This is a genomic window from Bradyrhizobium sp. Ce-3 (assembly GCF_022835695.1).
Lineage (GTDB): Bacteria > Pseudomonadota > Alphaproteobacteria > Rhizobiales > Xanthobacteraceae > Bradyrhizobium.
The window spans coordinates 167123-188674 of sequence record NZ_BQUV01000012.1; the positions used below are offsets into that span (position 1 = coordinate 167123).

At 63.7% G+C, this 21552-nt stretch carries 19 protein-coding genes; 10 read left to right on the plus strand and 9 right to left on the minus strand.

Going from position 1 to position 21552, the window contains the following annotated elements; translation table 11 throughout:
* Positions 1 to 141: 141 nt before the first annotated feature.
* The gene (locus BRSPCE3_RS33285) at positions 142 to 384 is read right to left on the minus strand and encodes a DUF6894 family protein (protein WP_244070928.1); all 243 of its coding nucleotides are present in this window, start codon (positions 382 to 384) and stop codon (positions 142 to 144) included.
* Positions 385 to 394: 10 nt separating this feature from the next.
* Positions 395 to 598 carry a hypothetical protein gene (locus BRSPCE3_RS33290; protein WP_244070930.1) on the minus strand — a complete coding sequence of 68 codons (204 nt, stop codon included), beginning with the start codon at positions 596 to 598 and terminating at the stop codon, positions 395 to 397.
* Between the two features lie 310 nt (positions 599 to 908).
* Between BRSPCE3_RS33290 and BRSPCE3_RS33295 the strand changes: the two genes are divergently transcribed.
* Positions 909 to 2066 carry a sensor histidine kinase gene (locus BRSPCE3_RS33295; protein WP_244070932.1) on the plus strand — a complete coding sequence of 386 codons (1158 nt, stop codon included), beginning with the start codon at positions 909 to 911 and terminating at the stop codon, positions 2064 to 2066.
* Between the two features lie 492 nt (positions 2067 to 2558).
* On the opposite strand, the gene BRSPCE3_RS33300 is transcribed toward BRSPCE3_RS33295, so the two are convergent.
* Positions 2559 to 3512 carry an alpha/beta hydrolase gene (locus BRSPCE3_RS33300; protein ID WP_244070933.1) on the minus strand — a complete coding sequence of 318 codons (954 nt, stop codon included), beginning with the start codon at positions 3510 to 3512 and terminating at the stop codon, positions 2559 to 2561.
* Positions 3513 to 3676: 164 nt separating this feature from the next.
* Between BRSPCE3_RS33300 and BRSPCE3_RS33305 the strand changes: the two genes are divergently transcribed.
* The 3 genes from BRSPCE3_RS33305 (at position 3677) to BRSPCE3_RS33315 (ending at position 6622) form a co-directional block, all read left to right on the plus strand.
* Complete coding sequence (locus tag BRSPCE3_RS33305) at positions 3677 to 4870, plus strand: RluA family pseudouridine synthase (RefSeq protein WP_244070935.1); 1194 nt, start codon at positions 3677 to 3679, stop codon at positions 4868 to 4870.
* Between the two features lie 126 nt (positions 4871 to 4996).
* Positions 4997 to 6211 carry an amidohydrolase family protein gene (locus BRSPCE3_RS33310; protein WP_244070937.1) on the plus strand — a complete coding sequence of 405 codons (1215 nt, stop codon included), beginning with the start codon at positions 4997 to 4999 and terminating at the stop codon, positions 6209 to 6211.
* Positions 6212 to 6301: 90 nt separating this feature from the next.
* Complete coding sequence (locus tag BRSPCE3_RS33315) at positions 6302 to 6622, plus strand: hypothetical protein (protein WP_244070939.1); 321 nt, start codon at positions 6302 to 6304, stop codon at positions 6620 to 6622.
* A gap of 43 nt (positions 6623 to 6665) precedes the next feature.
* Here BRSPCE3_RS33315 and BRSPCE3_RS33320 read toward each other — a convergent pair whose 3' ends face one another.
* Both BRSPCE3_RS33320 and BRSPCE3_RS33325 read right to left on the minus strand, forming a co-directional pair.
* Entirely contained in the window at positions 6666 to 7724 is a 1059-nt protein-coding gene (locus tag BRSPCE3_RS33320; protein WP_244070941.1) for an MBL fold metallo-hydrolase, read from the minus strand.
* A 133-nt stretch (positions 7725 to 7857) separates the two neighbouring features.
* Complete coding sequence (locus BRSPCE3_RS33325) at positions 7858 to 8325, minus strand: GNAT family N-acetyltransferase (RefSeq protein ID WP_375709993.1); 468 nt, start codon at positions 8323 to 8325, stop codon at positions 7858 to 7860.
* A gap of 174 nt (positions 8326 to 8499) precedes the next feature.
* On the opposite strand from BRSPCE3_RS33325, the gene BRSPCE3_RS33330 reads away from it, so the two are divergent.
* Positions 8500 to 8724 (plus strand): hypothetical protein, encoded by a 225-nt coding sequence (locus tag BRSPCE3_RS33330; RefSeq protein ID WP_244070945.1) that lies wholly within the window; start codon positions 8500 to 8502, stop codon positions 8722 to 8724.
* A gap of 86 nt (positions 8725 to 8810) precedes the next feature.
* Here BRSPCE3_RS33330 and BRSPCE3_RS33335 read toward each other — a convergent pair whose 3' ends face one another.
* Together BRSPCE3_RS33335 and BRSPCE3_RS33340 are read right to left on the minus strand one after the other, a co-directional pair.
* Positions 8811 to 10982, minus strand: a complete 2172-nt coding sequence (locus tag BRSPCE3_RS33335; RefSeq protein WP_244070946.1) for an alkaline phosphatase family protein — start codon at positions 10980 to 10982, stop codon at positions 8811 to 8813.
* Positions 10982 to 12790, minus strand: a complete 1809-nt coding sequence (locus BRSPCE3_RS33340; protein ID WP_244070949.1) for a multicopper oxidase family protein — start codon at positions 12788 to 12790, stop codon at positions 10982 to 10984. The genes BRSPCE3_RS33335 and BRSPCE3_RS33340 overlap by 1 nt, the downstream gene beginning before the upstream one ends.
* A 540-nt stretch (positions 12791 to 13330) precedes the next feature.
* Here BRSPCE3_RS33340 and BRSPCE3_RS33345 point away from each other — a divergent pair.
* The 5 genes from BRSPCE3_RS33345 (at position 13331) to BRSPCE3_RS33365 (ending at position 18721) form a co-directional block, all read left to right on the plus strand.
* Complete coding sequence (locus BRSPCE3_RS33345; RefSeq protein ID WP_244070951.1) at positions 13331 to 13636, plus strand: hypothetical protein; 306 nt, start codon at positions 13331 to 13333, stop codon at positions 13634 to 13636.
* 305 nt (positions 13637 to 13941) lie between these two features.
* Positions 13942 to 14868, plus strand: coding sequence for a glutaminase A (glsA, locus tag BRSPCE3_RS33350; RefSeq protein WP_375709994.1), 927 nt, complete (start codon positions 13942 to 13944; stop codon positions 14866 to 14868).
* Positions 14774 to 16591 (plus strand): MFS transporter, encoded by a 1818-nt coding sequence (locus tag BRSPCE3_RS33355; RefSeq protein WP_244070955.1) that lies wholly within the window; start codon positions 14774 to 14776, stop codon positions 16589 to 16591. Before glsA ends, BRSPCE3_RS33355 begins: the two co-directional genes overlap by 95 nt.
* 113 nt (positions 16592 to 16704) lie before the next feature.
* Positions 16705 to 17268 carry an HdeD family acid-resistance protein gene (locus BRSPCE3_RS33360; RefSeq protein ID WP_244070957.1) on the plus strand — a complete coding sequence of 188 codons (564 nt, stop codon included), beginning with the start codon at positions 16705 to 16707 and terminating at the stop codon, positions 17266 to 17268.
* Positions 17269 to 17359: 91 nt separating this feature from the next.
* Positions 17360 to 18721, plus strand: coding sequence for an amidohydrolase family protein (locus BRSPCE3_RS33365; RefSeq protein WP_244070959.1), 1362 nt, complete (start codon positions 17360 to 17362; stop codon positions 18719 to 18721).
* Between the two features lie 116 nt (positions 18722 to 18837).
* Here the strand turns inward: BRSPCE3_RS33365 and BRSPCE3_RS33370 are convergent, their stop codons facing one another.
* Together BRSPCE3_RS33370 and BRSPCE3_RS33375 are read right to left on the minus strand one after the other, a co-directional pair.
* On the minus strand, positions 18838 to 20136 hold the full coding sequence (locus tag BRSPCE3_RS33370; RefSeq protein ID WP_244070961.1) for a dicarboxylate/amino acid:cation symporter: 1299 nt from the start codon (positions 20134 to 20136) through the stop codon (positions 18838 to 18840).
* Between the two features lie 99 nt (positions 20137 to 20235).
* On the minus strand, positions 20236 to 21417 hold the full coding sequence (locus BRSPCE3_RS33375; protein WP_244070987.1) for an aminotransferase class V-fold PLP-dependent enzyme: 1182 nt from the start codon (positions 21415 to 21417) through the stop codon (positions 20236 to 20238).
* Between the last annotated feature and the right edge of the window lie 135 nt (positions 21418 to 21552).

Consider the following 21552-nt stretch of genomic DNA (forward strand, 5'->3'; position numbering starts at 1 on the left):
CAAAGGCCAGTCGTCTCAAGTCTACTTGTGGTCGAAGCACCGCGGCGGCCTGCTACGGCACTGGTCTGTTCAGCTGCACGCACGTGAATCGAATTGCTACCAAACGGAGAAAGACCGGCACAAATGACTCGTGCTTCTCCGTTACTGTTTTCTGAAAATCCTGGAGCTGAAGACGGCAGAAACCTCCAGCACCGGGCCGGTCCCGTTGCGGACTTCCACCGCGAAGCGCTGGATAAGCGAGCCTTCCACAACCGCGTCGCGAGCCGCATCAACGAGTGCGCCCAGCGCCATGTCGTGCGCCGCCTCGGCGTCCGGCAGTTCGACGCCCAGCGTGTCCTTTGAGAATGTCTCTCTCGCTCTGAAATCGAAAAAATAGAGAGCCATGCGCGCCGACTTATGTCGGCGACTTCAATCCGGGCGAACTGATCCATTCGTCAAGGTGCGAGGCCGTCTCGGCTTGCCGCGCATGCTTCAAGAGTGCCTCTCGTTCCTCGCTGACCGGCATGCGCGAAGCCTCTTCCCGGGCCTCTTTTGCAAAAGCCAGAAGTCGCTCTCGGAGTGGTTTTGTCTGCCTGAAACGACGCCGCTCGATGCTCATGGCGCGCTCCTTTCCATCAAGAGGAAGGCGGGAGCGCTAACCGGGCGTTCTCATCACCGATAAAAGCCACGGGTCGGACGGTGATGGACTATTAATAGCCCGGTAACCCAATCGTTCCGAGTCATTTATGGAACTTCCATTGGGCTGCCCCGGAGAACACAGAGGGAACGCCGGCGCCCTGCGAAAGAGGGTCTTTGCTCCCCTCGAAGTTTCATGCATCATGGGAACACCATCCGCAGCGGCTTTTCGCCTGCAGGCGTTGGTGGCTGAGAGACAATTGCGCTCCCGCCTGTAACGTGGAGCGCCACCAATGACTCTAGCCTTGGAAACCGACTATCTCTCCGCTAACGAGCGGCTGCTAACAGCCAAAATTGAAGATCTCAGAGAAATTCACGGTCTAAGCCTTCGGCTTGGTGAGGCCTCCACGTTGGCCGAAGGTCTCAAGGACGTGCTGAAGACTGCTGTGAAGCTGGTCGATGCCCCTCTCGGCTCGGTGCAGTTACTCGATGGCGACGGCCAGCTCGAAATGGTCGGCCAGGTAGGTTTCGGCGCGAGCATCCTCGACGAGTTTGCCGTGGTCACGCTGCGCGACTGTTCAACCTGTGCGGTGGCCTTGAACCGCCGCGCCCGCGTGATCGTTCGCGACCTGCGCAAAGATCATGATTTCACCGAGATCGCCGCAGCCCTCCGTTCATATGGCGCGGTAGGTGCCGTCTCCACTCCCGTCCTGGACAAAGCGGGAAATGTGCTGGCGATGTTTTCCGTGTATTGGCCCGAAGAGCATCGGCCAGACAGCCGTGAGCTGGCAGGCCTGGATCTCTGTGCAGAGCTTGCGGGTCGCCACGTTGAGCGCAGTATCGCGGCGAGAAAATTGCTCGAGCACGAGCAACGCCAGGCGCTGCTGATGCGCGAACTCGCACATCGCGGAAAGAACCTCCTCCAGGTTATTCAGTCCATCGCACGGCGCTCGCTGAGCGGCGAGCGCACGCTCGATGAGGCCCGGGAGGTTTTTATCGGACGCCTCGGCGCTTTGGCCAACACCTACAGCACGCTCACCGATGAATCCGCCGAAAGCGTTCAACTGAAAGACATCATGACCGCAGAGCTTCGATCTCACGGCGAGCGCATCATCGTGAGCGGACCTGATGTTTTGGTTCCGGCAAGGACAGCACAAACCCTTGCGCTGGTGGTCCATGAACTGGCAACGAACGCCGCAAAATACGGCGCTCTTTCCGTGTCGGCGGGCCGTGCGGATGTCGCCTGGGAGATTAAGGACGATCGGTTTTCCCTGACGTGGACGGAGATCGGCGGCCCACCCATCCAGCCACCTGGAAAGCAGGGCTTTGGCACGGTCATGGTCACAACGGTGATTGGGCGCGAGCTTAAGTGCGAGCCGACCTTGGATTACCTGCAAGGCGGTTTTCGATATCGTTTCGACTGCTCATTGGCCTCCCTAACTGCTGCGTGAGTTAAGCTGTCTACTACACGCTCTCTGAACGCCTGAAGGATGCATGTTCGCTTCGGGTCATGAACGATAAAACTCAAGGTAAGCACAATAGGTCCGCTTTCGGGTGCATAGCGATCAGCTGCGCCTGACAGCCGAGCAATTGACAGGCTCGCCGCCAGCTACCTTGCATTTGTTCAACTCGCGTCAATCCGGTTGCGGCTGCGCCCTGGTGAGTCCGCGTCCTAGACGAGAGGCTGCGGCCGCGAATAATGCGCGTTCCCGTTCCCGCCCGCTAGCGTGGGAGCGTCAGTTGCAGAAGCCCGCAAATGTACACGGCCTTGGGCGAGGGACGCTTGCGCGACTTCGGAATATTCGAAATGTATCCCTGAGTTGCCCGACGTGTCAAGTCTTTGGTCGGACGCCGGCGGCCCCGCCGGCTACTGTGCATGGGGTTGTTTTCGATATTTTGGCAACGCCCGCTGCGACGGCCCGTACTTCATATTGCTCCGCGTGTCACTTGACGCTCTTCACGAACTCCAGAATCTCATTCGTCAGCCGCGTATCCGGGGTGTTGATCGCATAGACCTCCGACATATGGCTGTGCTGCGGCAGCATGAAGCTGCGGGCGCAGCCGGCGGGCCGCTTGCAGCTGGCCTGCTTCAACAGCTCGAACTGCTCGACGAAGCGCGGCGGATCGAGTTCGGCCGCGGTGATCAGGAACGGGATCGGGCTCGCGACCAGGCCCTGCAGCGACGAGCGCTCGGCATAACGCGACGGGTCCGAGCCGTAATAGGCGAGTTCGGCATCGCCGGCGGGCGAAGCCGTCAGATCGTAGATGCCCGACACCATGATCGCGCCGGCGAGGCCGCCGCCCTTCACTTTGTGGAATTCGCCATGCGAGACATAGCTCGCGACATGGATCGCGCCGGCCGACTGGCCCATCAGGAAGATGCGGCTGGGGTCGCCGCCGCGGGAGGCGATGTTCTCCGCGACCCATTGCACGATTGCGCCGATGTCTTCGGCGCCTGCCGGCCACGGAAAGGCCGGCGCCAGGCGGTAGGTGGCATTGACGCCGACAAAGCCGCTCTTCGCCGCCCACAGCATGACGTTGTCGTAGAACGGGCTGCCGGGGGCGCGCTTGTTGCCGGCGATGAAGCCGCCGCCATGGATGTAGATCAGCACCGGCCGCGGCGGCGAGGCGGTGTCCGGCGTGAAGACGTCGAGCAGATGGCGGTCGGCGGGGCCGTATTTGAGGTCGCGCTCGACCTTGACGCCCTGATAGGGCTCCTTCTGTTGCAGCGGTGCGTAGAGCGCGGCCGTCCTGGGCAGGTCGACGACGCGGCCGAGTTCCAGGAGCTTCCAGGCCAGATCTTCCGGCATCGGATCTTGCGGCATCGGGCTTTGCTGGGCCAGCGCCGGGCCCGCGAGCATCAGGGCCGTCGCCAAAGCCGATACTGCTAGTCTCATTCCAAGGGTCCTTCCAAGGGGGCTTCCAAGGGGCATTCCAGGGCTCTGCTCGATCGCGGACGCGGCCGAACATCGCCGACGTTGCGCCGGATTTGTACCGATTTCGCCGTGACGATTCGCGGCATTTGCGCTACCCACGGGCTTAACTTCGGAGTTGCAACCCCATGAGCCGCCGCGTCAAGAGACCTCTCCGCCCAGCGAGCGACCGCGCCAAAGGCGCGCGGCCCCATCGCGGCCCGGCAGCCGAGCGGGGGCCGGCGCATCGTGGCGGCGGCAAGCCGGCGGTGCGCCTCGGCGACAAGCAGCGGGCGCCCAAGCCGTTCGTGCCCGAGCCGGAGAAGAGCGTGGCCGAGCCGCCGCCGCTGCCGACCAAGGTGCAGACCGTGGTGGTGACGGCGGACGAGGACAACATGCGCGTCGACCGCTTTCTGGAGGCGCGCTTCCCCGGCCTGTCCTTTTCCCACATCCAGCGCATCGTTCGTAAGGGCGAGCTGCGCGTCAACGGCAAGCGCGCAGACAGCAAGGACCGGTTGGAAGAAGGGCAGAGCGTCCGCATTCCGCCGCTCAAGCTCGATACGCCGAAGGCAGCCGCCAGCCTCTCCGAAGCAGCGAAGAAGACCCTCCAGGACCTCAAGGACATGACCCTGTTCGAGGACGCCGACGTGATGGTGCTGAACAAGCCCGCAGGTCTGGCGGTTCAGGGCGGCTCCGGCATCACGCGCAATGTCGACGACATGCTTGAGGTGATGCGCGACGCCAAGGGCCAGAAGCCGCGGCTGGTGCATCGGCTCGACCGCGAGACCTCGGGCTGCCTCCTGATCGCCAAGACACGCTTTGCCGCGACCGCTCTGACCGGCTCGTTCCGCCATCGCTCGGCGCGCAAGATCTACTGGGCGCTGGTCGCCGGCGTGCCGAAGCCGAAGCAGGGCCGGATCTCGACCTACCTCGCCAAGGAGGAGAGCGAGGAGGACAGCATCATGCGGATCGCGGCGCATGGCGACGAGGGCGCCAGCCACGCGGTGACCTACTATGCCGTCGTCGAAACATCAGCGACCAAGCTCGCCTGGGTCTCGCTCAAGCCGGTCACCGGCCGCACCCATCAATTGCGCGCCCATATGGCCCATATCGATCACGCCATCGTCGGCGACCCCAAATACTTCAACAAGGAGAACTGGCAGCTGCCGGGCGGCCTGCAGAACCGGCTGCATCTGCTCGCCCGCCGCATCGTGATTCCGCACCCGCGCGGCGGCGTGATCGACGCCACCGCGCCGCTGCCGCCGCACATGCTGCAATCCTGGAATCTGCTCGGGCTCGAGGCCGACCGCTTCGACCCGATCGAGAACGCGCCCGAGGAGTGACGCCCCCGGGGCGTGGCCTCCTGATATCGGCGCCGACAGCAAGAACGATCAAAGCGGCTCGGAGCGCCGCGGCTATGTTGCCGCGCGCCGGCCATCGCCGGCATGCAATCATCGAAGAGGTTGTCCATGATCGGGATCTGGCTGCGCATCGCGCTCTTCCTCGTCGGCTCGGCGCTCGCCTCGGTGGCGGCACATGCCGAGACCGTGGTGCTCCGCGGCGGCACGCTTTACGTATCGCCCGATGCGGCCGCGCTGCCGGATGCGGTGATCGTGATCTCAGACGGCGTCATCAGCGCGGTCGGCAAATCCGGCGATGTCACGGTGCCCCCGGATGCACGGGTGATCGATTGCGGCGGCAAGACCGTGGTTGCCGGGTTCTGGAACAGCCACGTGCATTTCACCGAACATGTCTGGCACAACGCCGGCGAGACGCCGGCTGCACCGCTGACGCAGCACATGCAGGAGATGCTGACGCGCTGGGGCTTCACCACGGTCTGGGACCTCGGCTCCGATCCCAGGAACACGCTGCCGCTGCGCAAGCGCATCGCCGCCGGTGAAGTCGCCGGTCCCAACATCCTGCTTGCCGGCAACGTGTTTCCCAAGGGTGGTCACCCGGTCTACCTGCCGCCTGAAATTCAGCTTCCCGAGGCCGCGACGCCCGAGGAGGCGGCGAAGTGGGCACGCGACTGGCTGGCGATGGGCGAGGATGGCATCAAGCTGTTCACCGGCGCCTTCATGGGCGACAAGCCCGTCATCAACATGGACCCCGCGATCGCCAAGGCAGCCGTCGATGTCGCGCATGCGCAGGGCAGGCCGGTGTTCGCGCACCCGCAGAACAAGATCGGCGTCGAGACGGTGATTGCATCCGACGTCGACGTGCTCGCGCACACCACGCCGAGCGAGCGGAGCTACAGCGATGACCAGCTGGCGCGGTTCAAGGCGCAGGGGACGGCGCTGATTCCGACACTGGGGCTGTTCACCACCGTCGTGCTCGACCCCAACGTCACCAACCGTCTGGTGGCCGCGACCGTCAACCAGCTCAAGCAGTTCTCGGAGAATGGCGGCACCGTGCTGTTCGGCACCGATGTCGGCTTCACCAAGCAATACGACACCACGCAGGAATTCCAGCTGATGCACCGCGTGCTGTCGGAGCGCCAGGTGCTGGCCTCGCTGACCACCAATCCGGCGCGGTTCTTCAAGGCGGCGAAGAAGGGCAGGGTGGAGCAGGGCTTTGACGCCGATCTCGTGGTGCTCGACGGCGATCCGCTCAGCGACGTCGCCAATCTCGCGAAAGTGAGCACCACCATCCGTGCCGGTCACGTGATCTATCAGAAGCCGTGAACGCTGGCCGGGGAACTCGCATGTCAAGGGCGGCGTTGACGTATGCGGCGGTCACTTGAACCGTGGCCGCTCCGTCACGAGATATGGACCATGAAGCGATCCCTGATTGTTGCCGGCACCTTGCTCTGGGCGGCGGGCGCGTTCGCCGGCCCTGCGCAACCCGTTCAGCCCGGCGCCTCGATCATCTTGAGCCCGTCGCTGCCACCGCCGCCTCCGCCGCTGCCGTCGCCGAAGATCGAGGTGCCGCCCGTCCCCAAGATGGACGCGGTGACGCAACCGAACCTCCGCTCCCCGCCGCGCAGTTCGTTCGGTGACCGCGTCGGCCGGTGCCTGGACCAGGCCGCAGCCGCCGGTGTGCACCCCGGCGATCGCGCCGCCTATTCGCGATCCTGCGCCAACAGCCGTGACTGAGGCGCGAGGGCGTGACATCGATCCATTGGCGCGCTTCGTCGGCCTATCTGGCGGGAAGGCGCAGCGTGGCGAGATCCGAGCCGACGACCGTCGTGCCGGTGAATCCGCCTGCCTCGGCGGCGGCGCGATAGTCCGCTTCGGTTAGCGCACCGCCTGGTACATGGTACGGGCCGTGGTGCGTCGCTCCGACCTGGGGCGCGAGATGGGTCAGCATCAGGTATTTGGCGCCCGTGCGTTTTGCCATGGCGCCAAGGTCGGGCGTCAGGCTCTGGCGGTAGAATACGGGTGGCGGCATGCCGCTATCGCGCTCCGGACCCATGACCGGATGCATGGTCGAGTGCACGATCACGTCGGCGCCTTGCGCCAGTTTCTCGACTTGCGCTGAAGTCGACGTTGGACGTGGCGGAGCTGTGCTGTCATTGCTGGCATCGCCGCCGATCACGACGCTGCCGGCGGGCGTGTCGACGCGATAGGAGGCATGGCCTGCGATGTGGGTCGAGCGGATCGCGCTCACGCTGACATCGCCCTTCGACCAGATCACCTGCGGCTCGTCATTTGGCTCGAATGTGATGAGATGCGCAAGCTCGGCAGGACCGCCCGCCAGTCGCGTCTTGTCCTCCGAGACCCGCTGTGCGATTTCGCCGGACTGAACGAAGGCGTCGCCGATATGCGCGACAAACTTGCCGCAGCTCAAGGTGAAGCCGAGCGGTGAGGGGGCATCGCCGCTGCAGACGACATCGAGCTTGGGCCCGCCGGAATTCCAGTTCCAGCGCGCAAGCAGCAGGTCGGCGAAGCCCTCGGTGTGATCCGAGTGCATGTGCGTGAGGAAGACGGCGTCGATCTTGCCGGGATCGACGTTCAGTTGTGACAGCCGCAACAAGGTGCCGCGGCCTGCGTCGAACTGCAGCTTGAGCGCGCCGCAGTCGTTACCGTCGTCTCCATAGCGCACAAGCGTGCCGGCGCCGGCGACTCCATTGATCAAGGCGGGACCGCTCATGGTGCCGGTCAAGGTGACGAGCAGGCACGGCGCCGATTGGGCGGGAAGCGGCAGCAGCAGCCAGATGACGGCCAGCAAGGGTGTCGCAAGAATGAAGCGCCGCATGCTGTCGGCTCCCGCATCGTTCCGGTGTTTACCGACACTGCCAAAGCCGGCGCCATATCACAACGCTCGGCCGCGCCGCATCGAGGTGTTGTGATCGCGCCGCCGGCTGGTGCCTGAACGCGCTACGGCACGCTCAAAGCGTCAGCTTATAGCCGATATGGCTGCCGACGAATCCCAGTCGCTCGTAGAAGCGGTGTGCGTCGGGGCGGGCCTTGTCGGTCGTCAGTTGCACGAGCTGGCAGCCCTTCGCCCTGCATTGCGCGATCGCCCATTCGAACATCTGCTGCCCCACGCCCGAGCTGCGGTGCGCCTCCGCAATTCGGACCGCCTCGATCTGCCCGCGCCATGCGCCCAGGCGCGCCAGCCCCGGAATGAAGGTGAGTTGCAGGACTCCGATCACCTCGTCGTCCAAGGTCGCCACGACCTGCAGCTGGTTGGGATCGGCGAGGATGGCCGTGAATGCATCGACATATCTCGGGTTTGGCGGGGAGCTGGCATCCTCGCGCTGCTGCCCCAGCACATCATTGGCAAGCAGTGCGATGATCGCCGGAAGGTCGGCGGGGCGGGCCTGGCGGAAGGCGATCCGCGTCATTGAGATCATCTCCATGGAGCAGGTCGCGCCTGCAACAGCAGCAATGGCTCTGCAGCTACGGCAATTGCGCTGGCGCAGCGACGTAGAGCACGGGTTAAGCCATTATCGCACCCATGTCGACACGGCGTCCGATCCGGCTCCTTCGAACTCCTTGGTTCGCATGGGTGGCGAGGGAGGACGACGATGTCACCTGAAGAAAAGTTAGCGCGCTCGCGGGGCCACCGCGACAATATCCATCGCTACCGCCGGCTGCTCGAGACCTATCTTTCCGATCTCGAGCGCGCATATGTTGAACGCCGCATCTCCGCCGAGCTTGCCGCGCTGGACATGCTGGCGCGTGAGGGCTGCTATCCCCGCCCGAATATCGCCGCCAGCGCAGCCGCACAGGTGCCCGCAATTCCTGCCTGACCTGAAAAATCAATCGTCCGGCCCGGCGCAAACGAGATCCGCCGGCCTTTCGGGCCGGCGGATCGGTGTGTCGCGAGGTGCGGTCGTCAGTGATCCCAGCCTCCGCCGTGATCCCAGCCGCCGCCATGATGACCGCCGTCGTCGAAGTCGAAGAAGTCGAACAGGTCGCTGAGCGCCGGGCTGTTGACGGGAACATAAGGATTGCCGGGCACCGCAACCGGGTTCGGGAAGTTGTCGCGGCTGCGATGGGTGATCGGCTCCAGCCGCCAATTCCGCTCGATGAATTTGATGATCGAGACGTGATCGGCATATTCATGCGAGATGTGGCCCTGCCGCAGGAACGGCGACACCACGATCAGCGGAATGCGGGTGCCGTCGCCGAAATAGTCGAGCGGCTGCACATAGCCGGAGTCGAAGTAACCGCCACCCTCGTCGAAGGTGATGAAGATCGCGGTGTCCTTCGCATAGTCCGAAGCCTGGACCTGGTCGACGATCTTCTTGGTGAAGCCTTCGAACAGGTTGAGCTTGGACGACGACGGGTGACCGTCGGTGAAGCCGCTCGGCTTGACGATCGAAACCGCCGGCAGCGAGTGCTTGGAGATGTCGGAGTACAGATCAACCGAGTCCTTGATATGGGCCGCGACCTGATCCGGGTGCGACATGATCGAGGTGTCGTACTGGAACGGATTGCAGATGTTGCAGTATTCGTCCGCGGTCGGACCAGCGACGCCCCAGTTGAGCTGGTACGGATCGTTGACGTAGTTGTTCCACTGGTCGCCGTAATACTTCCAGGAGATGCTTCGCTCGTTCAGGCTGTCGCCGATGCTCTTGCGGGTCGACGGCGGGATCGTGAACGGCGTGTTGGACGGGTTGGTGTCGGTGTAGGCGTTCTTGCCGTTGCCGAAATAACCCGGATTGTAGTTGTTCAGGAGATAGTAGTGGCCGGGTTCGCAATTCGCGTTGATGTGGATCCCCTTCAGATAGTCCAGGATCGGCTTGACGCCGGGCTGGCCCGGATCCGAGCAGTCGCTGTAGGAGCCGCCGCCGGAGACCGGGTTCGTCTGGTAGGGCGGCGGGAAGCCGCCATTCCCGCCGGCGCCGTAGCCGTCCTCGGTGTACCAGTTGTTGGTGCCGGAAGCCGGATTCGGATTCTCGATCTGATGCACGATGCCGGCGTCGGGCGTGCCGCCGAACACCTGCGTGCCGTTCGGCGGCACGGCGGCGTTGCCGTAGGTGTCGCTGAAATAGAGCATGTCGGCATGGCCGAACATGATGTGGTTGGCACCGGTGCCGCCGTTGACCGACTGGTGGAAGTTGTCGCTCATCGCGTATTTCTGCGCGAGCGACGTGAAGTACGGCACGTCACCCTTCTGCACGTTGTAGAAGCCGAGCGCCGTCGAACCTTCGCCCGTGGTCGTCGCCGTCGGCGAATATTCGGTCGAGAAGTTGGAGGGCTGCGCCGCGCCGTTGGAGCCGGCGCCGACGGTCACTTCGACCCAGGCGAACAGGTTGCCGCCGCAGCCCGACGGATTGTCGCGGCTGGCCGCCGAATGGTTGCAGTTCAGCTGCTGCCACATCTGATAGAAGCGATGCACCGGGCTTGCCGAATAGGAGTCATAGGGCATCGCATCGTTGTTGGTGAGCTGGAACGGACCGGCCGGCAGCGCGCTGACATTGGTGATGCGCTGGTCGGGGGTCTGCGACGACTGACCGGTGCCTCCGGAGAGCAGGAACTGGTAGTAGTCGGACGGCAGGCCGGATTCCGACTGCTGCGCCAGCGCAAGCGAGGCTTCGCAGGTGGTGATCGGCGAGCTGCCGCATTTGTTCGGGATGTAGGCGACCTTGGGGCCGCCGACCAGCGGCGCCGGCAGTTGATCCTTGGGGAAGTTCTGCTTCGGCGGGCTCAGCAGGAACGCATCGTTCAGGCCGGTATCGGTCGCCGCCTGTTGATGCGCCTTCTCGAAGTTGGGGCCGGGGATCGCGTTCTTGTTGCCGTCGAGCTTGACGATGCCCTGCGACAGCAGGTTGAACACGCTCTCCTCGCGCCGCTCAGGCACGTAGGTCGCGAACACGTGGTCGAAGCTGCGGTTCTCGCCGATGATGACGATCACGTGCTTGATCGGCGACCGGGTCTCGTGTCCACCGTGGTGATTCCAATCCTCCGCGAGCACCGGGCCGGCGGTGAATTGACCCAGCGCAAGCGCGCTGAGGGTGAGGCGGCAACCCTGCAGCCAACGTGACTTGTGCCTGTCGCGCATTAAAGCTCTCCTTTTTGCAGACTAAGTGGCTTGGTAGAACTTGCAGTGTCCCGCGGCACGACCTTGATCCGTCCCATCATGCCGCCGTCCTCATGCTCGAGGACGTGGCAGTGGTAGACGAAGGTGCCGACGATGTTCGGATCGCGGAAATCCATCCGCAGCCGCACGCTCGGATATTTCAGCATCCGGGTGTTGTAGTAGGGGACGTTGACGGTATCGCGCAGGAACGGCTCGTTGACGGCGACGCCGGACCAGTCGAGCAGCTGGAAGTGAAGCTGATGGATATGGAAGTCATGCAGTTCCATCGAGCGGTTCTCGATGATCCAGTCCTCGACGTCGCCCTGCCGCACGATGATGTCGGGAATGTCCGAGTGCGGATCGAACGGCTTTGGCGTCTCTCCGTCGAGGGTCATGAAGAACTTGGTCGGACTGTTCGGATCGTTTGGATTCTCCGGCTGCTCTGAGAAGAACAGTTTTCGGACGCGCACCGGTGCGACGGTCCCGACCCATGGCCGCTCCGGCTTCGGCAGCGGTTCGGCGTGGCTCGGCAGCGCGGCCTGCGGCTCGCTTGCATCGGCTGAAGCGGTAATCGCAACCAGCGCGCGGTTGGGGTCGTTCTCGCCGGCGGGCCCGGTGTCGACCGCGCGGGTCACCAGCAAGGCTTGCGCGCCGGCCGGCGGTCCTTCGACGATGAACTCGGCGCGTGAGCCCGGCGGCAGGCCGATGTGGTTCACCCATTGCACTGACGGCGACGGGCTGCCGCCGAACTGCAGCGGCACGCCGTCGATCCCGACGATGCCGATCTGCTGCGGCGCGCGACCGACCAGCAGCGCGAGGTTGAGATAGGTGATCGCGGATGCGTTCAGCACGCGCCAGAGCTGCCGCTCACCCGGCTTCATCTTCAGCCTGGCCGGCGGATAATTCGGATAGGGCACCGGCACGAAGTTGACGGAGAGATCCTTCGACGGCTTGCCGAATCCGGTGCCGGAGTTGGCGACGTCGCCATCATTGTCGAGCTGGCTCTTCGTCATGACCGGCTCGGACTTCGACGGCGGGGCGTCGGGATTGACGAGATCCTGGTCGCGGATCACGAGCACGCGCTCGGGCAGGCCGGCGAGCTGTGGATCGGCGCGCTCGATGCCCTCGATGATGATGGCGCCGGAGGCGCCGCCGAGCACCTGCGTCTTGCTGAAGCCGTGCAGATGCGGGTGATACCAGTACAGCCCCGGTGGCGCGTCATCCGGAATCCGCAGCCGATACTCGAACGGCGCATCGTCGGGCTGGATTGAGGTCTTCAGCACGTCATCCTGGTGGCAGATCGGCGGCACGGTTAGTCCGTGGAAATGCAGATTGGTCGAGACCGGCTTCATCGCGCCGCTTTCGCAAATATCGGCCGGCTTTCGCGTCGTGCAGATCGGCGCGCCGGCGAGCGGGCGGTCGATCGCCGGCGTTGTGGTGTCGAGGTCGACGAGGTCGTTCTTGAAATGGATGACCAGCTGATCGCCCGGCTTCAGGCGCAGAGTTGGCGACGGCTTGCCGTCCGGCGTCAGATAGCAATAGCGGCTCGTTCCATCCGGCAGCTTCTCGTCGTGGATGCCGAGGTCGGTTTCGAGCACGCCGTCGCGGCTACGCAATTCGGCGGATTCCTCGATCGCGCTTCCCGGCTCAGGCCGCGCACAAACGTCCGGTTGCGTGGGCGACACATTCTGCAAGCCCGTTGCGCCGAGCCAGGCCGTCATCCCGCTCACGGCAAGCCCGAGGCAGGTCGCGGCGATGACACAACATGCGGTCGAAAGTCGTCGTGCCACGCCGCCCCGCCAATACGTCGACATAGGCGCGCAAGCGCGCTACCGACGCCACGCGTGACGTCAGTCCACGTCTTGCGACCGCGATGGTCGACAAATGCTTCTGTTTGGTGTCGGGAGGCTAGCCGTGCGTTGTTGCCGAAATCTGGCAGGTTTTTAACACGTAGATGACAGAAACTTGCGGCACTTCGACGCAGAACTGCGCGCGACGTTCAAACCTGCTGAGCGATCAATCGGATGGATCACTTGCGGACTGAATTGCGGAGAAAGCAGGACGCGCAGGCGAGCCTCAGATTTTTTTCCGTCGCCGAGCCTGTCGCCCTGTCCGCAGTGCTGCGCCAACAGCATGGAACCAGGGCAGGGCCGTCTGATGAGCACACCGTTCCGATGCACGAGACGTGCGCGGCGATCGGCTTCAAGGCGGTCGAACGGGCGAATCCGTTTGGCTATCCAAACGGACCGCTTTGATTTCGTCGCATGATCTTGAGCGTGAGTAGCACCGCTCCAAGCGCAAGAAACAGGACGCCGACAACGGTTGTGCTCGTGGATTCGAACGTCACACCCACCGCCGTCAACAAGCAGCCAAGAACGATAGCAAACAGCCCACCAAGTTTCTTTACCAGCAGAAACTGCCCGTCGCTTGCGCGCGCCACCATGATCAACCTCACTCTGCAAGTGATGCGGTCATCCCACCATCGCCGCGTGCCGGTGTTGCTCGGACAAACGGCAGGCTCACATCCGCACGCGACGATCGTACTCTCGCACGCCAATGATGGAAATTGTTCGTTTGTGAATGATGACTTCTCTTTTGATTCAATTGCGCCAATGGCGATTGGGCAGCGCTGCTGACACAGCGGCGCTTGAACGTCGCAGCGGTCGATGGAATGGCACAACTTGCATAGCGCTGTAATTCTGCGCCGCGCAGCGTGTTCGGCCCATTTATCGTAAAGTAATCTAGACCAACGCAAGCATTGCAAATGCTGTAGGTGCGGATCGTTGACTCCGTGTTTTTTTGGGCGCCTACTTTGGGTTGCCGACTAGAAGACCTGAAACAGTAAGGTCGAAATCCGGAAGGAGGGCCAATGTGGCGACCTTCGATCGCGGAACAAGCGGAGCGGCCTTTCATCTCGACGGGGCACTTGCCCGATCCCGAGATGGTGCGGGAGCTCGTGTCTGAAGCTCACCTGCGCTTCAAGTCGAACAGCGAAGGGAACAATTCTCAGGTCTACCCGGCGCTGGCCAGGGTGCCGAGCGAGCTGTTCGGCGTCTGCGTGGCCGGGACCAGCGGGCGCGTCTATGGCGCCGGCGATATCGAATATGAATTCTCCATCATGAGCGTATCGAAGCCGTTCGTGTTCGCGCTGGTGTGCGAGGCGATCGGTCCCGAAGCGGCCCGGGAGAAATTGGGTGCCAATGCCACCGGGCTGCCGTTCAATTCGCTGGCCGCGATCGAGCACGGGACCGGGCGGACCAACCCGATGGTGAATGCGGGCGCGATCGCGACCACAAGCCTGGTGCCGGGCGCAAGCGCGGAGGAGCAATGGCGGTTCATCCATGACGGTCTGTCGCGCTTCGCGGGCCGCAAGCTCCCGCTCAACGAGGAAGTCTATGCGTCGGCCTCGAAGACCAATTTTCGCAATCGAAGCATCGCGCGGCTGCTGGAGAGCTACGACCGGATCTACTGCGACGCCAAGCAGGCGACCGATCTTTACACGAGGCAATGTTCCCTGAATGTGAGCGCCAGGGATCTCGCCGTGATGGGCGCGACGCTGGCTGATGGCGGGGTCAATCCGGTCACCCGGCAGCGGGTGGTCGATGCGGCTATCTGCCATTATGCGCTGGCCGTCATGGTGACCGCCGGATTGTACGAGACGTCGGGCGACTGGCTGTACGACATCGGTCTGCCCGGCAAGAGTGGCATCGGTGGCGGCATCGTCGCGGTGGCGCCGGGAAAAGGTGGTTTCGGCACCTTCGGGCCACCACTGGATGCGGCCGGCAACAGCGTGCGAGGGCAGCTCGCCGCCAAGTTCCTGTCGCAGAGACTGGGCATGGATCTGTTCGTGTCCCAACCGGACGAGTGAACAAGAGGCACCGGGGATCGGTGGAGCTATGGCTCAGTCGATCGCAAGGCCGGGCAGGTTGGAGGACGCGATGGCAACTCAAGCAATCTCGATCGGCGACATTGGGCAGGACGCGCGCGCATCATGGGTCCCCATGATCGCGATCGCATGCGGTCAGATGATCATGTCGTTCAACGTCGCATCGCTGCCGGTTGCGATGGGGGGAATGGTGGCGAGCTTCGGGGTGCCGCCGACCACGGTCGCGACCGGAATCGTGGCCTACTCGATGCTGGTCGCCGGGTTCGTGATGCTGGGCGCGAAGCTCGCCCAGAGGTTCGGGGCGGTGCAGGTATTTCGTGCTGCCGTCGTACTATTCCTGATAGCGCAGATCGCGATGACGTTCAGCCCCACGGCCTCCGTCATGATTTCCGCTCAGGCGCTGTGCGGCGCCGCAGGCGCGGTGATTGTGCCGTCGCTCGTCGCGCTGATTGCCGAGAATTATGCCGGACGCCAGCAGGCGACGGCCCTTGGTGCGCTTGGCTCGGCGCGGGCTGCCGCCGGCGTGCTGGCATTTGTCATCGGCGGGCTGCTCGGCACCTATATCGGCTGGCGCCCCGCGTTTGCAATTCTCATCGCTGCCTCGGCGATCGCTTTCGCGCTGAGTTTCCGTCTGCGGCCGGACCGCGGGCGCCCGGATGTTCAGATCGATCTGATCGGCGTTGCCCTTGCCGCGAGCGCAATCATCTTCATCAGTTTCGGATTCAACAATCTGAATGGATGGGGCGTGATCCTGGCGACCGCCAACGCACCGTTCGACTTGCTGGGCGTTTCGCCGGCACCGATCCTGATCGTCCTCGGTATTGTGCTCGGGCAGGGATTCCTGATGTGGACGCATCGGCAGCAAGCCGCAGGCAGGACGCCGCTGCTGGCGCTGGAGGTGATCGACTCGCCACAGGAGAGGTGCGCCGTCTACGCGCTGTTCGCGGTCGTGGCGCTCGAGGCCGCCCTGAACTTTACGGTGCCGCTCTACATCCAGATCGTGCAGGGACGTTCGCCGATCGCGACCGCGATCGCGATGATGCCCTTCAATCTGACCGTTTTTGTCGCGGCGATGCTGATCGTCAATCTTTACGACAAACTGACGCCTCGCCAGATCGGACGCTTCGGCTTCGGTCTGTGTACCGTCGCGTTGCTATGGCTCGCGTTCGTCGTGCGCAACGACTGGAGCGAGATTCCAGTTCTGTTTGGGCTCGTGCTGTTCGGCATCGGTCAGGGCTCCCTGGTGACGCTGTTGTTCAACGTTCTGGTCACGGCCTCGCCCAAGCAATTGGCGGGGGATGTCGGGTCGGTGCGCGGAACCACACAGAATCTGGCGGCTGCGGTCGGTACCGCGGTGGCCGGAGCTCTTCTCGTCGGTCTCCTGAGCACGATCGCGCTCGGTAAGATCACGGCCAGTCCGGTGCTGACCAAGGAGCTTCAGAGCCAGGTCGACCTGAGCAACATCACCTTCGTCAGCAATGACCGGCTGCGCGGTGTGCTCGAGGGCACCAGCGGTACGCCGCAGCAGGTCGAGGAGGCGGTTCGGGTCAACACCGAGGCGCGCCTGCGCGCGCTGAAGATCGGATTGCTGTTCATGGCCGGCCTGGCGCTGCTTGCGATCATTCCCGCAGGCCGGCTGCCGGACTACCGGCCGGGAGAAATACCTGATGACGCAGCGACAGGCGAGGGCGAGCGATCGGCCTGATTGGATGCTGGCCTCGCCGCAGGAAACTCTCAGCAACAACTGCGAGGAGCCGGGCATGGAAGAAATGGAATGCATGACCGTGCCGTTGTCGCCTGGGATTAAGGGAGGACGACATGGCCACCTATGAGAACAGTTCCACGATGCTCCGCGGCCTGCCTGGGCCGCCTTTATGGGTCTGCGTTCTGCTTGGCCTCGTCATGATCGGCGCGGGCCTTCTGGTCCTGGGGGACGTCGTGCTTTTCACCGTGATCAGCGCGATCTTCATCGGCTGGACCGCCGTCGTCGCCGGCGCGTTCGAAATCGTGCACGCGTTCTGGACCAAGGGCTGGGGCGGATTCGTGTGGCAGCTTCTGCTCGGGGTGCTCTACCTTGCGTGCGGGATCGTCCTGCTGAGCCAGCCGGTGGCGAGCGCGCTGCTTCTGACCTATGCTCTGGGTCTTCTGCTTTTGGTCTCCGGGGTTGTGCGTATGCTGGTCGGCATCGGCCATTGGCAGCAGTCCGGCTGGATCATGCTGGCATCCGGCGTGTTTGGTATGCTCGCAGGTCTCGTCATTCTGACCGGGTTTCCGGTCACCGGGCTGTGGGTGCTCGGGCTGCTGCTGGGGATCGATTTGCTGTCTCATGGCGTGGGATGGCTGTCCTACGCCTTGCAGCCTGTCGCCAGGACGGCTCGGTAGGCCGTCAAGGAACTGCAATCAGCCATCAGGTCCCGCACGCTGCGGGATCAAATGACGATCTCGAACGATGCCCTATCGCCGGAGAGCGGACATGCCAGGTTTGAGCAAGAGCCTCTGCATTTCGGCACTGGTCGCCTTGGTCGGGACGAGCCTCGCTGGTTCGCCGCCGGCGCGCGCGCAGCAGGACGCCGGCGTGCTGTTCCAGAACGTCCGCATTTTTGATGGCAGGAATAGCGCGCTCTCGGCACCCTCCAATGTGCTGATCCGCAACAACAAGATCGAGAAGATTTCGACGGCGGCGATCACGGCCGACGCCCAAATCATCGCGGGCGACGGACGGGTGCTGATGCCCGGGCTGATCGACGCGCATTGGCACGCGATGCTGGTGCGCCCGACGCCGGCGGCTGCGATAGCCGGCGACGTCGGCTACACCAACCTTCTTGCGGCCGCCGAGGCAACAGCCACGCTGATGCGAGGCTTCACCACCGTACGCGACATGGGCGGACCGGCATTTTCCCTCAAGCGGGCGATCGACGAGGGGCTGGTCGTTGGTCCGCGCATCTACCCATCCGGTGCCATCATCACCATCACCGGCGGCCATGGCGACTTCCGGCAGCTGTCCGAACTACCCAGAACGATCGGCGGCATGCTCAGCCGTATGGAGCGGATCGGCGGCGCCATGGTCGCCGACAGCCCGGATGAGGTCCGCGTCCGCGCGCGCGAGCAGCTCATGCAAGGCGCGACGCAGGTCAAGCTGACGGCGGGCGGCGGGGTGGCGTCACCGTTCAGTCCGATCGATGTCTCGACCTTCACCGAACCGGAGGTGCGTGCCGCGGTCGAAGCCGCCGAGAACTGGGGTACCTATGTCGCCGTCCACGCCTATACGTCGGCCGCGATCCAGCGATCGATCGCAGCCGGCGTCAAGGTGATCGAGCACGGTCACCTGATGGACGACGCATCGGCCCGTCTGATGGCCGAGAAGGGAATTTGGCTCAGCACCCAGCCTTTCCTCGATCTGTCGGGCGCCAGTGCCCTTGGACCTGCCGAGCAGGAGAAGATGCGGCAGGTCGTTGCCGGCACCGACAGGGTCTACGGCTTCGCGAAGAAGTACAAGCTGAAGACGGCATTCGGCACCGACGTTCTGTTCTCGAAGGCGCTCGCCGACCGGCAAGGCGCCATGCTGACGACGCTGACGCGATGGTATACGCCGGCCGAAACGCTCGCGATGGCGACATCGACGAACGCCGAGTTGCTCAGCCTGTCCGGGCTTAGAAATCCGTATCCGGGCAGGCTGGGCGTGGTGGAGGAAGGTGCGCTGGCCGACCTTGTGCTGGTCGACGGCAATCCGCTCGACAACATCAAGCTGATCGAGGACCCGGCAAAGAACTTCCTGGTCATCATGAAAGACGGAAAGGTCTACAAGAACCTTCTTGGCGGTGACCGCAGCAAGTAGACGTCACTGGATGACGGGCCGGGCCGGGCGGTTGCGCCAAGGCATCAACTCGTAGCCGATGTTGCCGCCGATCGATCCCGCTCTTTCACAGAAGCGCCGCTAGCTCGCAATCGTCGCTACCCCGGCACAGCCGTCGGCAGGAATTTGGCGTCCTGCTCGGCAGGCTCGCCGAGTTCGTTCTCCCATTTTGCAACGACGGCGGTCGCGACGCCGTTTCCGATCACGTTGGTCATCGTCCGCCCCATGTCGAGAAAGGCGTCGATTCCGATCAGCAGGACGAGGCCGCCCGCAGGCAGGCCAAAGGTGGGGAGGGTAGCGGCGGCAACCACGAGCGACGCGCGCGGCACGCCGGCGATGCCCTTGCTGGTGATCATCAGCAGCAGCAGCATCGCGATCTGGGTCGTGATCGGCATCTCGATGTTGAAGGCCTGCGCGACGAACAGCGCGGCGAAGGTCTGATACATCATCGAACCGTCGAGATTGAACGAATAGCCGAGCGGCAGCACGAAGCCGGTGATCCGCTCCGATACGCCGAACTTCATCAGCTGCTCGATCATCTTCGGGAACGCGGCCTCGCTGCTGGATGTCGAGAACGCGATCATCATCGGTTGCCGGAGCAGGCGAAGCAGGTTCCTGATCGAGCCGCCGAGCACAACGCTGCCGGCACCGATGATGATCGCCCACAACACCACCAGACCGAAGTAGAAGGCGCTGACGAACTTGCCGTAGGTGATGAGCACCCCAAGCCCCTGCGTGGTGATGACCGCGGCCATCGCTGCGAACACGCCAACCGGCGCAAAGCGCATCACATAGTCGGTGAATTTCAGCATGACCGGGACGATCTGGTCGATCGAGCGCGCGATGTCGGGGGCCAGCGTGCCTTTGACGGCGCTGAGCGCAAAGCCGAAGAACATCGAAAACACGAGGATCTGCAGCACTTCGTTGCCGGCCATCGCCTGCACGACGCTGATCGGGAAGACGTGCGCGGCGAAATCCTTGACGTTCAGGGCGCTGGTCTGGACATTGGCGGTGGCATTCGCGTCGGGCAGCGCGAGACCGAGGCCGTGCCCCGGCTGCAGCAGGTTCGCGAGCACGAGCCCGACCGTCAGCGACGCCACCGAGGCGGTGATGAACCAGGCCAGCGATTTGACCGCGATCCGTCCCACCGCACCGCCGCTGGCACCAAGGCTGGAAATGCCGGAGACGATGGTGGCGAACACCAGCGGCGCGATGATCATCTTGATCATGCGCAGGAAGATGTCGGAGATAATGGCGAAATAGCCGGCGATCGCCTTGGCCTGTTCGGGGCTCGCGAGAGTGTTGCACGCGTAACCCACGGCGATGCCGAGCAACAGGCTCACCATGATGTATGTGGTCAGCGTGCTCGAAGTCTGGGTTCTGCTGCCTGCCTGCATGACGTGATCCTTCGCCACCGGGAGTTACGGCATCCGAGCTGTGGCGCGCCTTCCGGCGTCTCGGGGTGCCGCTGAATCTAAAACGGAGAGCCGGTACGGCTAACCGAGCTTGGACAAGACGGCCGTGCGGGCCTGGGTTGTTGGCGCGTTGCGACTGCGGATGGCGTCGATGAGGCGGTCGATATCATCAGCGGTATTGAACATGCCGAGCGACACGCGAATGCCGTCGCGCTCTGGCGAGACGCGGATGCCGTTCCGGGTGAAGTAGTCCAGCCAGTCGGCAGCCGGCAGAGCGATGACGTAGATGTGCGGCGCGCGGTGCTGCCGCTCTCGCGGACCGACCAGGCCGATATCGAGTTGATCGAGGCGTTCGATCAGGTCGTCGCCGAGGTCGAAGCAGTGCTGCTGGATCTTCTCGATCCCGATCTGATTGATGAAGTCGATCGCGGCGCCCAGAGCCTGGATGGCCGGCAGGTTGAAATTGCCGAGCTCGAAGCGGCCCGCGGTCGCGGGCAGGGCCATGTTGTCCGCCCTGGCGATGAAGTCGAGCGGCGGTTCGGCAAGACTTGCTGCCGCGAGATAGGCCGGCTCCAGCTCGGTCCGCGTCGCGTCCCAATACAGCAGACCGAGCCCTTGCGGCACGAGCAGGCCCTTGTGCGTGCCGGACCCGATGAAGGTGGCCTTGATGGCCTTGGCATCGATCGGCACCACGCCGATGCCCTGCATCGCGTCGACGACGAAGTACAGCGAATGCTGCGCGCAGAGTTCGCCGACGCTCGCGACATCGAAGCGATGGCCGGCATGAAAGGTGACGTACGACATCGAGATCGCCCGCGTTCGTTCGTCGATATGCGGCCTGAAGCTTTCCGCATCCACCACGTCGGTCATCGGAATGAAGACGATCTCGACGCCCTTCCTGCGCAGATTGAGGAAGGCGTAGGCGTTGTTGGGATGATCGCCGTGAATCATCAGAACCTTGTCGCCGGCACGAAGCGGCAGCGCATTGGCGGCGATGTTCATGCTCTCGGAGGTGTTCTTGGTGAAGGCGATTTCGTGCGGCTTGACCCCGAGGAAATCGGCGACCTTGGCGCGGGTCTGTTCGAGACGGTTGAGCCAGATCTGCTTGGGGCCGGCGTTTTCGAAGCTTTCACACAGGAATCGTTCGTAGGCGTCCTTTACCGGACGCGAGAGAGGCGTCTGAAAGCCGCTGTCGAGGTACACCACGTGCTCGGCGGCCGGGAAGGCCTTGCGAACGGCTGCAATGTCGTAGTGCTGGCGCATGATCACTCCGGTGGCTTTGGGCACGGCAAGACGTCCCGCCGGACGGGCCGGCGGCGCGATCAGGTCTGAAGTCGCAAAGTGGACTTGGAGCGCGCTGCCTCAATCATGGTCAGTGCAATCAACTGCCTCAAGGAT

Coding starts and splice junctions, on each gene's coding strand:
- BRSPCE3_RS33285 (WP_244070928.1), bottom strand. CDS start 384: ATGGCTCTCTATTTTTTCGATTTCAGAGCGAGAGAGACATTCTCAAAG.
- BRSPCE3_RS33290 (WP_244070930.1), bottom strand. CDS start 598: ATGAGCATCGAGCGGCGTCGTTTCAGGCAGACAAAACCACTCCGAGAG.
- BRSPCE3_RS33295 (WP_244070932.1), top strand. CDS start 909: ATGACTCTAGCCTTGGAAACCGACTATCTCTCCGCTAACGAGCGGCTG.
- BRSPCE3_RS33300 (WP_244070933.1), bottom strand. CDS start 3,512: ATGAGACTAGCAGTATCGGCTTTGGCGACGGCCCTGATGCTCGCGGGC.
- BRSPCE3_RS33305 (WP_244070935.1), top strand. CDS start 3,677: ATGAGCCGCCGCGTCAAGAGACCTCTCCGCCCAGCGAGCGACCGCGCC.
- BRSPCE3_RS33310 (WP_244070937.1), top strand. CDS start 4,997: ATGATCGGGATCTGGCTGCGCATCGCGCTCTTCCTCGTCGGCTCGGCG.
- BRSPCE3_RS33315 (WP_244070939.1), top strand. CDS start 6,302: ATGAAGCGATCCCTGATTGTTGCCGGCACCTTGCTCTGGGCGGCGGGC.
- BRSPCE3_RS33320 (WP_244070941.1), bottom strand. CDS start 7,724: ATGCGGCGCTTCATTCTTGCGACACCCTTGCTGGCCGTCATCTGGCTG.
- BRSPCE3_RS33325 (WP_375709993.1), bottom strand. CDS start 8,325: ATGATCTCAATGACGCGGATCGCCTTCCGCCAGGCCCGCCCCGCCGAC.
- BRSPCE3_RS33330 (WP_244070945.1), top strand. CDS start 8,500: ATGTCACCTGAAGAAAAGTTAGCGCGCTCGCGGGGCCACCGCGACAAT.
- BRSPCE3_RS33335 (WP_244070946.1), bottom strand. CDS start 10,982: ATGCGCGACAGGCACAAGTCACGTTGGCTGCAGGGTTGCCGCCTCACC.
- glsA (WP_375709994.1), top strand. CDS start 13,942: ATGGTGCGGGAGCTCGTGTCTGAAGCTCACCTGCGCTTCAAGTCGAAC.
- BRSPCE3_RS33355 (WP_244070955.1), top strand. CDS start 14,774: ATGCGGCCGGCAACAGCGTGCGAGGGCAGCTCGCCGCCAAGTTCCTGT.
- BRSPCE3_RS33360 (WP_244070957.1), top strand. CDS start 16,705: ATGGCCACCTATGAGAACAGTTCCACGATGCTCCGCGGCCTGCCTGGG.
- BRSPCE3_RS33365 (WP_244070959.1), top strand. CDS start 17,360: ATGCCAGGTTTGAGCAAGAGCCTCTGCATTTCGGCACTGGTCGCCTTG.
- BRSPCE3_RS33370 (WP_244070961.1), bottom strand. CDS start 20,136: ATGCAGGCAGGCAGCAGAACCCAGACTTCGAGCACGCTGACCACATAC.
- BRSPCE3_RS33375 (WP_244070987.1), bottom strand. CDS start 21,417: ATGCGCCAGCACTACGACATTGCAGCCGTTCGCAAGGCCTTCCCGGCC.